Genomic DNA, 12,691 nt, shown 5'->3' with positions numbered 1-12,691 from the left:
GCCGAAATGTCAACGGGTGTGCCGCCGCGCCGATATGGATATGCAGGCAAGGGTTGATTTAGCTCCACTTTCAAAAGCCCGCAACCTTCGCCAATGCCCGCTTTTCGCGCCGCCGCTGAACGGAGGATGCGATATTCATCGCCTCACGGTACTTTGCAACCGTACGGCGAGCCAGATCAATGCCATCCTTCTTCAGCATGTCGACAATATCATCGTCGGAAAGGACTGCGTCCGTGCTTTCCTGCATGATCAGGGCGCGTATCCTGTGGCGAACGGCCTCAGCCGAATGACTATCGCCGCCCTCCACCGCGCTGATCGACACCGTGAAGAAATATTTGAGTTCGAAGAGGCCGCGCGGTGTCAGAATGTACTTATTCGAGGTGACGCGGCTGACGGTCGACTCATGCATCTTGATGGCATCGGCAACTGTCTTCAGATTCAGCGGGCGCAGGTGATCGACGCCATGCATCAGGAAGGCATCCTGCTGGCGGACAATCTCGCTTGCGACCTTCATGATCGTCTTCGCGCGCTGATCGAGACTGCGGGTGAGCCAGTTGGCGCTCTGAAGGCATTCGGACAAGAACGTGTAATCACCGCCGTTCTTTGTGACATGGGCGAAATAGGACTGATTGACGAGCACGCGCGGGAGCGTATCAGGGTTCAACTCCACCAGCCAGCTTCCATCTGATGACGAACGTACGACGACATCCGGCATGATCGCTTCGGAAACGCTGGTTTCAAAGCCGCTGCCGGGTTTCGGGTTCAGCTGGCGAATCTCTGCGAGCATATCAAGCAGGTCTTCCTCGTCCACGCCGCAAAGCCGCTTGAGCGTCGCGAAGTCGCGCCGTGCCAGCAATTCGAGGTTGGAAACGAGGGCCTGCATGGCAGGATCGAAGCGGTCCTTCTGCTTCAGCTGGATCGACAGGCATTCGGCTAGGCTGCGAGCAAACACACCGGGCGGATCGAGGGTCTGCAGCTCGGCAAGAACACGTTCGGCGGCCGCAGGATCGCTACCCAGTCTTTCGCCGATGTCGGCAGGGTCGCTCTGCAGGTAGCCCGCCTCGTCGAGCTGGTCGATCAACTGCTGCGCGATCAGCCGGTCTCCCGCATCCGGCAGGATGAATGGAATCTGCTGCGCAAGATGATCCCTGAGCGAGACCTGGCCTGCAACAAAGTCGTCGAGATCGTAATTCTCTCCGTCACCACCCCCCGGCATCGACTTCCACTGGCTGATCAGCTCCGGCGCATCGGCCCGCGGCGGCACCCCATCATCCTGGAAGACATTTGCATAATTGACGTCCAGTTCTTCGCTCAGCCGGCTGGCGCTGCCGTCATTGCCGTTGTCATACCAGTCCCCGGAAAGTGCTTCGGTGCGGTCATCATCATCGTCGGACTGCCGGCCGTGCGGCTCATCCTGCGCATCGTTGTCACTGCCCGTTTCCGCGTCATCTGACGGAAATTCGAGCAATGGGTTCTTCTCGACTTCCTGCGCAATAAACTGGACAAGCTCGAAGTGCGTCATCTGCAGCAACTGGATGGATTGCATCAGTTGCGGCGTCATCACCAGGGACTGGTTCTGTCGCAGGAAAAGATTGGCAGACAGGGCCATAGCGGACGCGAAACTCCCGTTCAATTCCTCCGGGAAACCGCGATCGAGCAGAGTTCGGGCCGCGGAAATCCAACTTGGCCCAAAAATTGCTTTTTTATTCTATTTGGTCAAGCGCAAGTATGACAGGAAGGTGAATTTCCGTCGCCTTCGATCCTATCAAAGGCTGAATTTATCGCCAAGATAGAGCCGGCGCACTTCCGGATTATTGACGATGTCGTTCGCGCGCCCGTGCGTCAGCACTTCGCCGGCATGGATGATATAGGCCCTATCGATGAGGCCAAGCGTCTCGCGCACATTGTGATCGGTGATCAAAACGCCGATGCCGCGCGCCGTCAGATGGTGGACGAGGTTCTGGATGTCAGCGACCGAAATCGGATCGACGCCCGCAAAAGGCTCGTCAAGCAGCATGAAGGTCGGATCGGTTGCGAGCGCGCGCGCGATTTCCAGACGCCGGCGCTCACCGCCCGACAATGCGACCGCCGCCGATTTTCGCAGCTTGGAGATATGGAATTCCTCCAGAAGCTCATCGAGCTTCTTTTCCCGCTCCGCCTTGTCCTTCTCGTGCACTTCGAGCACGGCGCGGATATTCTCTTCGACCGTCAGGCCGCGGAAGATCGAGGCCTCCTGCGGAAGGTAGCCGACGCCGAGGCGCGACCGGCGATACATCGGCATCGTCGTCACGTCATTGCCGTCGATCTCGATCGTGCCTTCGTCCACCGGCACGAGGCCGGTAATCATATAAAAACAGGTCGTCTTGCCGGCACCGTTCGGCCCCAGAAGGCCGACAGCTTCGCCGCGCCTGACGACCAGCGAAACGCCGTTGACGACACGCCGCGTGCTATAGGTCTTCGTCAGACCGCGCGCAATCAGCGTGCCGTGGTAACGACTTTTGTCTCCGCCGGCGGCAGAATCCGCGGCAGATTGCGGCCCGGCCCGGCCGAACATGGTTGAAAGCGAGAATAATTTCACGTCGGGCGGCCGGTCTCAGTTCTTTTTCTGGGATTTCGGATCGAGCTGAATCTGGACGCGCCCCCCGCAGCTATCCAATTGCGCCTGTCCGGTCTGCATATGAACCGTCAGCTGGCAGCCCGTGAAGACGTTCGGCCCATCCGACAGCACAACCTTTTCACCTTTCAGGACAAAGAGCTGTTGGGCCATGTCGAAAGAGCCATTGTCGGCAGTCGCCGTCTGCGTGCCGGAACTCAGGAAAACCTTATCGGTGACGATGATACGATCGATGTCGGCATTGCCGGATGAGATGGATGCCGCTCCGGCCTCGGCCTTTGCGCCGTTTGGTTGGGCGTCGCCGCTCTGTGCCTTGTAAAAGACCGTCATATGACCGGCCTGCAGGGTCGTCTTCCCCTGAACGACCTTCACATTGCCGGTGAAATCGGCCTTGTGCTCCTGATCGTGGATCTCGAGCTTGTCGCTTTCGATCTGGATCGGTTGATTGCTGTCGAGCTTCAGGCCATCCATCTGGCTGGTCGTCGCCTGCGCAAAGGCCGCTCCTGCCATCAGTAGAAGCCCCAAGGCGCTGCCGCCAAGTGTTACGCCAGACTTACGAAGTGAAAAGTGACAATCTATTGTCATGAGTGACCCGGCTGTTAGGTGCCCTGTTTACGGATGACGGATGGATCGACATTCATGCGAACATTCCCCTCGAATGTGATCACGCGCCCCTTATCCGTCATCTTGAGCGACTGCGCAACAATCGAAGCGCCGTCTTTTTGAATCTCGATAGGATCATCTGTCGTCATCTTGCCGCCCTTGATGTCGAGCTTGGCAGATTGAAATTTCGCCGTCAGACCGTTGCTCAGCAAAATCGTGAATGGGTCCCTCAGCGCAAGGTTGTCCGTGGATCGGTCATAGTCGGCCGTGACAGCCTCAACGCGGGCGATCAGATCATCGTTGACCGGCACCGCAGCCTTGATCGTTTCGAGCGTGATAAGGTTCGGGTTCTTGATGTCTTGCAGCGCGCGCTCGGCAAGCATCGAATAGTTGATGCCGTCGGCATTACGCCCGGCGATCGCCGGCTTTTCCATGACGATCTTGCCGTTTTCGATCTTAGCGCCTTCGATCTTGAGATTCTCGGGCAGGTAAGCCCGGACCATCGAGACTGCAATGAAGGCAAGCGAAATGATGACGGCAGCGACAGGCAGCAATATCTTCAGGCGGCGGACACGTGCAGAATGGAAGAGCGCAGCCGCATAGGCGCTCCTTGCAGGCCTGGCAAAGGCAGGCTTCCCGCTGCTGTTTAATGTGTTGAGCATTAACATGTCCGTGTCTGTTGATCGGCAACCCTATATAGGAACTACATCCGCCGATCACAGATCGTTTCGCATTATTACACTAGCTTGCCAATATGGATTTTTTTCTGCAACTAGCAAATAAGGCACGAAACCGAGGAAAATCGGCATTTCCGAAGAAGGAATGCCGCCTTATCTGATGCCATGTTGCATGAAGCCGGCGCGCCGGCTCTGGAGGACCTTATGGACAGTTCGACGATCGCGGATCGCCGCAGGCTTCGCCGCAAACTCGGCTTTTGGCGTATTGCGGCGGTGGTGCTCTTGGTCGCGCTCGGCTTTGCTCTTTACCAATTCGTCGCAGGCGACATCGCCACGCAGCGGCCGCACATCGCTCATGTGACGATTTCCGGCCTCATAACCGACGACGACGAGTTGCTTGAAAGGCTGAAGAAGATCGAAGAAAACGACCGAGTCAAAGGCGTCATCGTCTCTATTTCTTCGCCTGGCGGCACGACCTATGGCGGCGAAAAAATATTCAAAGCGATCCGGGCGATTGCGGCGAAGAAGCCGGTTGTCTCCGATATCCGAACCCTTGCCGCTTCCGCAGGCTATATGGTCGCTGCCGCTGGCGATACGATCATTGCCGGAGAAAGCTCGCTCACCGGTTCGATCGGCGTGATCTTTCAGTATCCGCAGATCCAACCGCTGCTCGACAAGCTCGGCGTCTCGCTGCAAGAAATCAAGTCGTCTCCGCTGAAGGCAGAGCCATCGCCTTTCCATGCTGCCAGCGAAGAAGCGAAAACCATGATCAACAATATGGTCATGGATAGCTACGCCTGGTTCGTCGACTTGGTCGTCGACCGCCGCAAGCTGCCGCGCGACGAGGTGCTGAAGCTCGCCGACGGAACGATTTTCACCGGTCGCCAAGCGGCGAAGCTCAAGCTCATCGACCGGGTCGGCGGCGACACGGAAATCCGGGATTATCTCGCTGGGAGGGACGTCGGCAAGGATCTTCCGGTCGTGGATTGGGACAGGAAGAGCAATACGCCTTTTCTGCTCGCAGGGGCTGTTTCGAAGCTCGCAGTTCTGTTCGGTTATGGCGATCTCGTGAAGAGCCAGGACATTGAGGGTATTCTGCCACAAAAGTTGCTCCTTGACGGGCTCGTTTCAGTTTGGCAGGTTGGCCGCGATTGATAAGAAATCAATAATTTAAGGGGGCGACCGTGATCAAGTCGGAATTGGTGCAGATCGTTGCCGCGCGCAACCCGCATCTTTATCACCGGGATGTCGAGAATATCGTCAACGCGGTTCTCGACGAGATCACCGATGCGCTCGCAGCGGGCAACCGCGTCGAGCTTCGCGGCTTCGGTGCATTTTCCGTCAAGAATCGCCCTTCGCGCTCCGGCCGCAATCCGCGCACCGGCGACACCGTTTTCGTCGAGGAGAAGTGGGTGCCCTTCTTCAAGACCGGCAAGGAGTTGCGCGAACGGCTGAACCCCGGCCAGGCCGACCACGAAGATTGAGCTTCATCCAGACTGCGTCGAAATCGCGCTTGAACCTCGCGCGCACCTTTCTATTCTGCTGAGCAGTCATGCGCCGTATCGAAGCGGCGCAACCACGCGCGGAGGCCACGGATGGCGAAGAAGATCATCAACCTTTTGATTTTGTTGCCGCTCGGCATCATTCTCATCACCTTCTGCGTTGCCAACCGGCAGGCCGTGACGCTGGCATTCAACCCCTTCCGGCCCGAAGATCAGGTTCTCGCGCTTTCTGCGCCGTTCTTCGTTTTCATCTTCATCGCGCTGATTATCGGCATGCTGATCGGATCGGCCGCCACATGGCTCACGCAGGGCAAACACCGCAAGCGCGCAAGAATCGAGGCGAAGGAGGCCGTTCGCTGGCACAGCGAGGCGGACCGGCATAAGACCCGCGCCGAAGAGATCGCCGGTCAACTGCCCTCCCGCTGATCGACCGTCAGCCAGGAATAAAGCTCAGTTCCTCGTAGTCGCCTTCAGCCGACGTGCCGCTACCGGTGACCACGAAACCGCGGCCGGCATAGAATGTCTTGGCGTTTCTGTTGTTGATCAGGCACTTCAACCGGTATTTGCGGCGCGGCCACTCCGGCAGCGCCGTCAGCAGCGCGGTACCGACGCCCCTGCCCTGCCATTCCTTGCGGATGTAAAGCATGTGGATGAAATCATCCGCGGCCCACAGCGTCATGAAGCCGGCAATCTCGCCATCAGGTGCTTCGGCAACCCAGACAATTTCACCCTGCGAATGGGCGAGAAAATCCTCATGGCTAAACTTGCCGGGATCGACCCAGGTGAAGGTCTGTCTGCGCTCGTTAAGATAGATGTCGCCGAGCTGCCCATTGTCGGAAGGGCGGGAATTTCTGACTGTGTAATTCATGGATGCGATTTAGAAGAGGCTGAAGACTGTGCCAAGCCAACAGCCCCTATTGCGCGGCCTTTTCGCTGACGACAGCATTGAAATCTGCAAAGAATTGCTGCGCAAGCTTTTGCGATGTCGAATTCACCAGCCGCGCTCCAAGCTGGGCAAGCTTGCCGCCGACCTGTGCCTTTGCCGCATATTGCAGCACTGTCTCTGCACCTTCCGCCCTCAAGGTGACGTCGGCCCCGCCCTTGGCAAAGCCTGCAACTCCGCCCTTGCCCTCACCCGAAATCGTGTAGCTCTCCGGCGCGTTGACATTTGTCAGAGTCACCTCACCGTTGAAGGTGGCCGAGACCGGTCCGATCTTGACCTTGACGACCGCCGTAAGCTCGGTTGGCGATCTCATCTCGAGGCTTTGACAGCCGGGGATGCATCGCTTCAAGACTTCTGGATCGTTCAAGGCTACCCACACCGCATCGCGCGACGCGTTGATACGTTCCTCGCCGGTCATGTCCATATCGAAATCCTCCCGTTTCAATTCTCTAAACTTATCACAGCGGGAAAGCACTTTGCCAAGGTGACTGGGGATGCTATTTGCACGAGCTCTATCAAACTTGAGACGCGGAAATCACGTTGAGACAGAAAGAGCGCCGGCCGGGCCATAAGGCGCAACCTGCCGGCTCCCCCGGCAATCGCCGCAATGACGCACGCTCGAGCCACCCGCCAAAAGCGGTCAAACCTGTGGCCACGCGGGAGACCGTGCGAGAGGCGGCTTCGCCCGCTGCAAGCGAGCGGCCGCTAAAGGACCGCACGGGCAACCGTCCTCACGAGCGCGTTCCTGTCATTCTGGAATCCCTCGGCGCAGGCGACTTTCACCTCATCGACAGCGGCACCGGCCTGAAGCTCGAGCAATATGGCCCCTATCGCATCGTCCGCCCCGAGGGTCAGGCGCTCTGGCAGCCGTCGCTGGCATCGCATGTCTGGGAAAAGGTCGATGCGATCTTTACCGGCGATACGGACGAGGAAGGCACCGGCCGCTGGCGCTTTCCGAAGGAGGCGCTCGGCGAGACCTGGCCGCTGCATCTTCTCGGCGTCGATTTTTATGGGCGCTTTACCTCCTTCCGCCATGTCGGCGTGTTTCCGGAACAGATCGTCCACTGGAGCTGGATGAAAGAGCAGGTCGAGGCCGCCGGCCGACCGCTGAAAGTCCTCAATCTTTTCGGGTATACAGGCGTCGCGTCGTTGGTCGCGGCGGCGGCCGGTGCGGAAGTCACCCATGTCGACGCCTCCAAGAAGGCAATCGGTTGGGCCCGTGAAAATCAGGCGCTCGGCCGCTTGGAGAAACTGCCGATCCGCTGGATCTGCGAAGACGCGATGAAGTTCATCCTCCGTGAGGAGCGCCGCGGCAATACCTATGACATCATCCTTACCGATCCGCCGAAATTCGGCCGTGGCCCGAACGGCGAAGTCTGGCATCTCTTCGAACACCTGCCATTGATGCTCGATGTCTGCCGCGAGATCCTGTCGCCTCAGGCGCTTGGCCTGGTGCTGACCGCCTATTCGATCCGTGCCAGCTTCTATTCGATCCACGAATTGATGCGCGAGACGATGCGCGGCGCAGGCGGCGCGGTCGAATCCGGCGAGCTCGTGATCCGCGAGGCGGGCCTTGACGGCAAGACGCGGGGCCGCGCGCTATCGACCTCCCTCTTCTCCCGCTGGGTGCCGAAATGAGCCATGAACATCGGGGCCATGGCCCCCACAAGGTCGGACATGTGAAAGAGGTGACCTCGCTCGCCAATCCGATCATCAAGGACATCAAGGCGCTGACCAACAAGAAGTCGCGCGAGGAGAGCGGTACCTTCATGGCCGAGGGCCTGAAGCTGGTCATCGACGCGATCGAGCTCGGCTGGGCGATCCGCACGCTGGTCTATGCCAAGGCGGCCAAGGGCAAGCCGCTGGTCGAGCAGATGGCGGCGAAAACCGTAGCCTCCGGTGGCCTCGTCCTCGAAGTCAGCGAGAAGATCATTTCCTCGATCACGCGGCGTGACAATCCGCAGATGGTGGTCGGCATTTTCGAGAGCCGCTGGAAGCCGCTGAAGGACATCCGTCCGAAGGACGGGGACACCTGGATCGCGCTCGATCGTGTACGCGATCCCGGCAATCTCGGCACAATCATCCGCACGGTGGATGCCGCAGGCGCCTCCGGCGTCATCCTCGTCGGGGAAACGACCGACCCCTTCTCCCTTGAAACGGTGCGCGCCACGATGGGCTCCGTCTTCGCCGTGCCCATCGCGAAGGCGACGCCAGAGGAATTCATCGGCTGGAAGAAATCCGCCGGCGTGGCCGTCGTCGCCACGCACCTTGCAGGTTCGGTCGATTACCGCACGATCGATTACAAGAAGAGGCCGGTCGTTCTCCTCATGGGCAACGAGCAGTCCGGCCTGCCGGACCAGTTGGCTAAGGAAGCCGACGCACTTGCACGCATCCCGCAGCAGGGTCGTGCGGACTCCCTCAATCTCGCCGTTGCAAGCGCCGTGATGCTTTTCGAAGCGCGGCGCCATCTCCTTTCGCTTTCCGAGGGCAAATGACCGAAAAGACGCTTAACCGTCCGGCGCTCCTGTCGCGCCCGCTGCCGATCCTGATCTTCATTCTCGTCGCGGTCCTTATCGACCAGATCGTCAAGATCGCAGTCGATCGCTATCTGCCATTGCAGGAAGCCGTGCCGATGATCCCGATGCTGGCGCTCTACCGCACTTACAATCTCGGCGTCGCCTTTTCGATGCTGTCGGGCATGGACGGTTGGTTCATCGTCGGCATGCGGATCATCATCGTGGCCTTCGTCATCTGGCTCTGGCATCGCACCTCGAAGGACCGCTGGATTGCGCATAGCGGATTTGCGCTGATCATTGCCGGTGCGCTCGGCAATCTGATCGACCGTTTCCTCTACGGCCACGTCATCGACTACATTCTCTTCCACACCGAAAGCTGGTCCTTCGCCGTCTTCAATCTCGCCGACAGCTTCATCACGGTGGGCGCCGGTTGCGTCATTCTCGACGAGCTTTTGCAGCCGAAAAAGACGGAAAGCTAAAATCTTACGCTTTTCCTGAAGGCATTCGGAACGGCGCATATGTTAGCCAGAAATTATGCACAGTCTGGCTCAATTGCAGGAACGTCTCGCCGCCGCATTCGGCGCGGCCGCCAAGCCGCATGACCCGCGGCCGGCGGACGATGTTGTGCCGCCGGCGCCGGCAGCTCCAAAGCAAAAGCATCCGCTGCGCACCCTGCTCTTTTACTGGCTCGGCGGCCTTGGCCTTTTTGCTGCGATCGCACTCCTTGCGCTCGGGCAAGCGGGCGGACCTTGGTTATTTTTCGCTTGCCTTGCAATCCTTGCCGTAGCACTTCCAGGTTTTATGTTGCTGATGAAGCTGCGTCAGCGGACCGGCAACCAGCCGCAGGCAAGCGATGCCGGTCAACTTTTCGCCAATGTTCATGACGCCCTCGGCGACATAACCGTTACCCGTACCATTGACCGGCGGATCATCGGCGCCAATGCCACTTTTCGCCGCCTGACGGGCCGTCTGAAGCCGGAGGGACAGACTTGCGAACAACTCGGCATCGCCTTCCGCCCTGGCGCCGAGCCGTATCGCTTCGATGTCGAGATCTCGACACCGGAAGGCCAGCGCATCTTCGCCTGGCATGACATCGTCACCCGCGATCCGTCTAATGGACGTCTGCTCGTCCAGAGCGTCGCCCGTGACGTGACCGCCGAGCGCCTTTCAGCGCAGGCGCGCGAGGAGGCACGCCAAAAGGCCGAGTACAACAGTGCGGCGAAATCCCGCTTGCTTGCGACCGTCAGCCATGAAATCCGAACGCCACTATCGGGCATTCTCGGGATGACTCATCTGCTTAGCCAGGCGCAGATGACCCAGGAGCAGCAGAACTATATCGACGGCATCCGCCAGTCAGGCCATGCGCTCGCCCAACTCGTCGAAGACCTCCTCGATTTCTCCACAATCGAAGTCGGCCGCTTCCAGCTTCGTCCGCGCACCGAATCGCTGCGCCAGCTGCTGGAAAGCGTCGTCGAAATGCTGGCGCACCGCGCCCACGAAAAGGGCATCGAGATCGGTGCGACGGTCTCTTCCGACGTGCCGGAATTCATGAGTTTCGATCCGGCGCGGCTGCGCCAGGTGCTTTTCAACGTCATCGGCAATGCGGTGAAGTTCACCCAGGTGGGCGGCGTCTTCATCCGCGTATCCTTGCGCGATAACGACCTCATGATAACGGTGACGGACACCGGCCCAGGGATGACAGCGGAGGAGCATGCCCGAATCTTCGGCGAATTCGAGCAGGGAGGAACCATGTCGGAAAAGAGCGGCGGCACCGGGCTCGGGCTCACCATCTCCGCCCGCATCATGCGCGAATTCGGCGGATCGCTGACCGTCGCCAGCGAAAAGGGCAAGGGCAGCGAATTCACGATCCGCTTTCCTGCAGACATTCCTCTAGAGGCTCGCGGCAGCCGCAAGTCCCTGCTTGCCGGCAATATTGTCGTGCTTCTTGCGCCGGTCGGCGCAGCCCGCGCCGCAATCGCCGAGACCATCGTCGCTCTCGGCGGCGATTGCCATCTGGTGGCCGACGGCGAAAAAGCCCGGGAGACGCTTCTCTACATTGCCGGCATCGACCATCGCCCGACGGATATCATCGTCGATCATCGCATGTCCGCGGAGTTTACAGAGCATCTTGCCGACCGCGTCGACATTGCCGCGCTTGGCCTGCGCAAGACCCTTCTCGTCAATCCGGAAGAGCGTAACGCCCATCCGCTCGATCTCTTCGATGCCTGGCTTATTCGGCCTCTTCGCGAACAGTCGCTGATCGACGTGCTTCGCGGTCGCATGCGCGGCATGGAAAAGCGCGATGCGCTGAACGACAACCAGCCCGGCTTTACCGCCGCCATTCCCGAAGCGAATATGCCAGGCGGGATGAATATCCTTCTCGGAGAAGACGACCCGATCAACGCGATGCTTGTCCGCGCCGTGCTGGAGAAGGGCGGACATAAGGTTCACCATGTCGAAGACTTCGAGACGTTGCTGGATTGCGCACTTGCCGAAGGCAGCATGCGCCCCGATATCATCATCAGCGATCTCACGATGCCGGGCGGCGAAGGTGTTGAAATGATTGGCCGGCTGCGCGGTCACGAACGGCGGCTGCAGGTCATTCCGGTGCCGGTCATCGTGCTGACCGCCGACAAACGCGACGAGTCGCGCCGCCAGGTCCTGCTTGCCGGTGCAAACCGCGTGATGCTGAAACCTGTCGACCCAATCCGGCTACTGACGGAAGTCCATGCCGTCGCAGCTCTTTCCGCCCGCCGAGCCGAAGCGCTCTGAGCAGAGTGACATAAGCGTCGTTTTTCCGTAAAGTCCATGTCACTTTCCTGTCGTACAGAAGTGTTTTATGACACGCCATGAGCCGGCAACGGGAGAATCACCATGTCCATCGACATCCTTAATCGCGACACAACGCCGGAGGTTTCTCGGCCTGCAGCGGCCGTCGCGCCGAAGGAAGGCGACGTCTTGGGCCGCATCGGCAACCTGGAGACCCGCCTTGCCCGCACTGCTCGCGAGATCGATGCCGCCCAGCATGTGCGCTACCGCGTTTTCGTTCAGGAAATGCAGGCGCAGCTTCCGCCAGAGGCCATGCGCCGCGAACGCGACTTCGACGCTTACGATGCATTCTGCGATCACCTTCTCGTCCTCGACCGCTCGATCGAAGGTGACAGCGAAGACCAGATCGTCGGAACCTACCGCCTGCTGCGCCAGGACGTGGCGATGGCAAATGGCGGTTTTTACTCGGCTTCCGAATTCGCGATCGGCGAGCTTCTCGCACGTCATCCAGACAAGCGCTTCATGGAGCTCGGCCGCTCCTGCGTGCTGCCGGAATACCGCACGAAGCGCACCGTCGAACTTCTCTGGCAGGGCAATTGGGCCTATGCGTTGAAGCACGGCATGAGCGCCATGTTCGGCTGCGCCTCCTTCCCGGGTGTGCATCCGGAGAGCCATGCGCTGGCACTTTCCTTCCTGCACCACACGGTCCTTGCCAAGGGCGAATGGGCGGTCGGCGCTCTGCCGGGCCAAGCCCGCAGCATGGATCTGATGCCGCCGGAGGCCGTCAACCCGAAAAAGGCGTTGATGGCCCTTCCGCCGCTGATCAAGGGCTACCTTCGCCTCGGCGCCATGGTCGGCTCCACCGCGGTGGTGGACCATGCGTTCAACACGACGGACGTGCTGATCGTGCTGCCGATCGCAAGCATTTCGGATCGCTATTTGAATTACTACGGCGCTGACGCCGGCCGCTTCGCGAGCTGATTTTCGAAAAGATCGAACTGGCGGCGCAAACAGGTAATCTCGTCCGGTCGAAGCAGATGGTAGCGAGCACGCGCTATCTCTGATGT

At 59.5% G+C, this 12,691-nt stretch carries 14 protein-coding genes; 8 read left to right on the top strand and 6 right to left on the bottom strand.

Translation table 11 applies throughout. The features are described 5' to 3' along the window. Positions 1-70: 70 nt before the first annotated feature. From rpoN to lptC, 4 genes are all read right to left on the bottom strand, one after another. Positions 71-1,609: an RNA polymerase factor sigma-54 gene (gene rpoN, locus A3C3_RS0104885; RefSeq protein ID WP_022713500.1), complete on the bottom strand. Its 1,539-nt coding sequence runs from the start codon at positions 1,607-1,609 to the stop codon at positions 71-73. A gap of 156 nt (positions 1,610-1,765) precedes the next feature. After that, a complete protein-coding gene (gene lptB / locus A3C3_RS0104880) occupies positions 1,766-2,554 on the bottom strand; it encodes an LPS export ABC transporter ATP-binding protein (protein WP_028739414.1) in 789 nt (262 codons plus the stop codon). A 39-nt stretch (positions 2,555-2,593) separates the two neighbouring features. Next, entirely contained in the window at positions 2,594-3,199 is a 606-nt protein-coding gene (locus A3C3_RS0104875) for an LptA/OstA family protein (protein WP_028739413.1), read from the bottom strand. Positions 3,200-3,213: 14 nt separating this feature from the next. Next, positions 3,214-3,879 carry an LPS export ABC transporter periplasmic protein LptC gene (gene lptC, locus A3C3_RS0104870; protein ID WP_022713497.1) on the bottom strand — a complete coding sequence of 222 codons (666 nt, stop codon included), beginning with the start codon at positions 3,877-3,879 and terminating at the stop codon, positions 3,214-3,216. A gap of 219 nt (positions 3,880-4,098) precedes the next feature. Between lptC and sppA the strand changes: the two genes are divergently transcribed. The 3 genes from sppA to A3C3_RS0104855 all read left to right on the top strand — a co-directional run bounded on the left by sppA (position 4,099) and on the right by A3C3_RS0104855 (position 5,822). After that, entirely contained in the window at positions 4,099-5,049 is a 951-nt protein-coding gene (sppA, locus tag A3C3_RS0104865; RefSeq protein WP_028739412.1) for a signal peptide peptidase SppA, read from the top strand. 29 nt (positions 5,050-5,078) lie between these two features. Then, the gene (locus A3C3_RS0104860) at positions 5,079-5,378 is read left to right on the top strand and encodes an integration host factor subunit beta (protein ID WP_022713495.1); all 300 of its coding nucleotides are present in this window, start codon (positions 5,079-5,081) and stop codon (positions 5,376-5,378) included. A gap of 111 nt (positions 5,379-5,489) precedes the next feature. Next, the gene (locus A3C3_RS0104855) at positions 5,490-5,822 is read left to right on the top strand and encodes a LapA family protein (RefSeq protein ID WP_022713494.1); all 333 of its coding nucleotides are present in this window, start codon (positions 5,490-5,492) and stop codon (positions 5,820-5,822) included. 7 nt (positions 5,823-5,829) lie between these two features. Here A3C3_RS0104855 and A3C3_RS0104850 read toward each other — a convergent pair whose 3' ends face one another. Then, complete coding sequence (locus A3C3_RS0104850; protein ID WP_022713493.1) at positions 5,830-6,264, bottom strand: GNAT family N-acetyltransferase; 435 nt, start codon at positions 6,262-6,264, stop codon at positions 5,830-5,832. Positions 6,265-6,310: 46 nt separating this feature from the next. Next, on the bottom strand, positions 6,311-6,763 hold the full coding sequence (locus A3C3_RS0104845) for an SRPBCC family protein (RefSeq protein WP_022713492.1): 453 nt from the start codon (positions 6,761-6,763) through the stop codon (positions 6,311-6,313). Positions 6,764-6,879: 116 nt separating this feature from the next. Here A3C3_RS0104845 and A3C3_RS0104840 point away from each other — a divergent pair, with 116 nt between their 5' ends. From A3C3_RS0104840 to olsB, 5 genes are all read left to right on the top strand, one after another. Beyond that, on the top strand, positions 6,880-7,977 hold the full coding sequence (locus tag A3C3_RS0104840) for a class I SAM-dependent methyltransferase (protein WP_022713491.1): 1,098 nt from the start codon (positions 6,880-6,882) through the stop codon (positions 7,975-7,977). Next, a complete protein-coding gene (locus A3C3_RS0104835; protein ID WP_022713490.1) occupies positions 7,974-8,834 on the top strand; it encodes a TrmH family RNA methyltransferase in 861 nt (286 codons plus the stop codon). The genes A3C3_RS0104840 and A3C3_RS0104835 overlap by 4 nt, the downstream gene beginning before the upstream one ends. Continuing rightward, positions 8,831-9,334 (top strand): signal peptidase II, encoded by a 504-nt coding sequence (gene lspA, locus A3C3_RS0104830; RefSeq protein WP_022713489.1) that lies wholly within the window; start codon positions 8,831-8,833, stop codon positions 9,332-9,334. The genes A3C3_RS0104835 and lspA overlap by 4 nt, the downstream gene beginning before the upstream one ends. Positions 9,335-9,389: 55 nt before the next feature. Beyond that, entirely contained in the window at positions 9,390-11,627 is a 2,238-nt protein-coding gene (locus A3C3_RS0104825) for a PAS domain-containing hybrid sensor histidine kinase/response regulator (protein ID WP_022713488.1), read from the top strand. A gap of 102 nt (positions 11,628-11,729) precedes the next feature. Next, positions 11,730-12,605: a l-ornithine N(alpha)-acyltransferase gene (gene olsB / locus A3C3_RS0104820; RefSeq protein ID WP_022713487.1), complete on the top strand. Its 876-nt coding sequence runs from the start codon at positions 11,730-11,732 to the stop codon at positions 12,603-12,605. The last annotated feature ends 86 nt before the right edge of the window (positions 12,606-12,691 follow it).

Source organism: Rhizobium mongolense USDA 1844, from assembly GCF_000419765.1.
Classification (GTDB): Bacteria; Pseudomonadota; Alphaproteobacteria; order Rhizobiales; family Rhizobiaceae; genus Rhizobium; species Rhizobium mongolense.
Note: the sequence above shows the minus strand (reverse complement) of the source record. Positions and strands in the feature narration are given on the sequence as shown.

Coding starts and splice junctions, on each gene's coding strand:
- lptC (WP_022713497.1), bottom strand. CDS start 3,879: ATGCTCAACACATTAAACAGCAGCGGGAAGCCTGCCTTTGCCAGGCCT.
- olsB (WP_022713487.1), top strand. CDS start 11,730: ATGTCCATCGACATCCTTAATCGCGACACAACGCCGGAGGTTTCTCGG.
- A3C3_RS0104835 (WP_022713490.1), top strand. CDS start 7,974: ATGAGCCATGAACATCGGGGCCATGGCCCCCACAAGGTCGGACATGTG.
- lspA (WP_022713489.1), top strand. CDS start 8,831: ATGACCGAAAAGACGCTTAACCGTCCGGCGCTCCTGTCGCGCCCGCTG.
- rpoN (WP_022713500.1), bottom strand. CDS start 1,609: ATGGCCCTGTCTGCCAATCTTTTCCTGCGACAGAACCAGTCCCTGGTG.
- A3C3_RS0104845 (WP_022713492.1), bottom strand. CDS start 6,763: ATGGACATGACCGGCGAGGAACGTATCAACGCGTCGCGCGATGCGGTG.
- A3C3_RS0104850 (WP_022713493.1), bottom strand. CDS start 6,264: ATGAATTACACAGTCAGAAATTCCCGCCCTTCCGACAATGGGCAGCTC.
- A3C3_RS0104825 (WP_022713488.1), top strand. CDS start 9,390: ATGCACAGTCTGGCTCAATTGCAGGAACGTCTCGCCGCCGCATTCGGC.
- sppA (WP_028739412.1), top strand. CDS start 4,099: ATGGACAGTTCGACGATCGCGGATCGCCGCAGGCTTCGCCGCAAACTC.
- A3C3_RS0104875 (WP_028739413.1), bottom strand. CDS start 3,199: ATGACAATAGATTGTCACTTTTCACTTCGTAAGTCTGGCGTAACACTT.
- A3C3_RS0104855 (WP_022713494.1), top strand. CDS start 5,490: ATGGCGAAGAAGATCATCAACCTTTTGATTTTGTTGCCGCTCGGCATC.
- lptB (WP_028739414.1), bottom strand. CDS start 2,554: ATGTTCGGCCGGGCCGGGCCGCAATCTGCCGCGGATTCTGCCGCCGGC.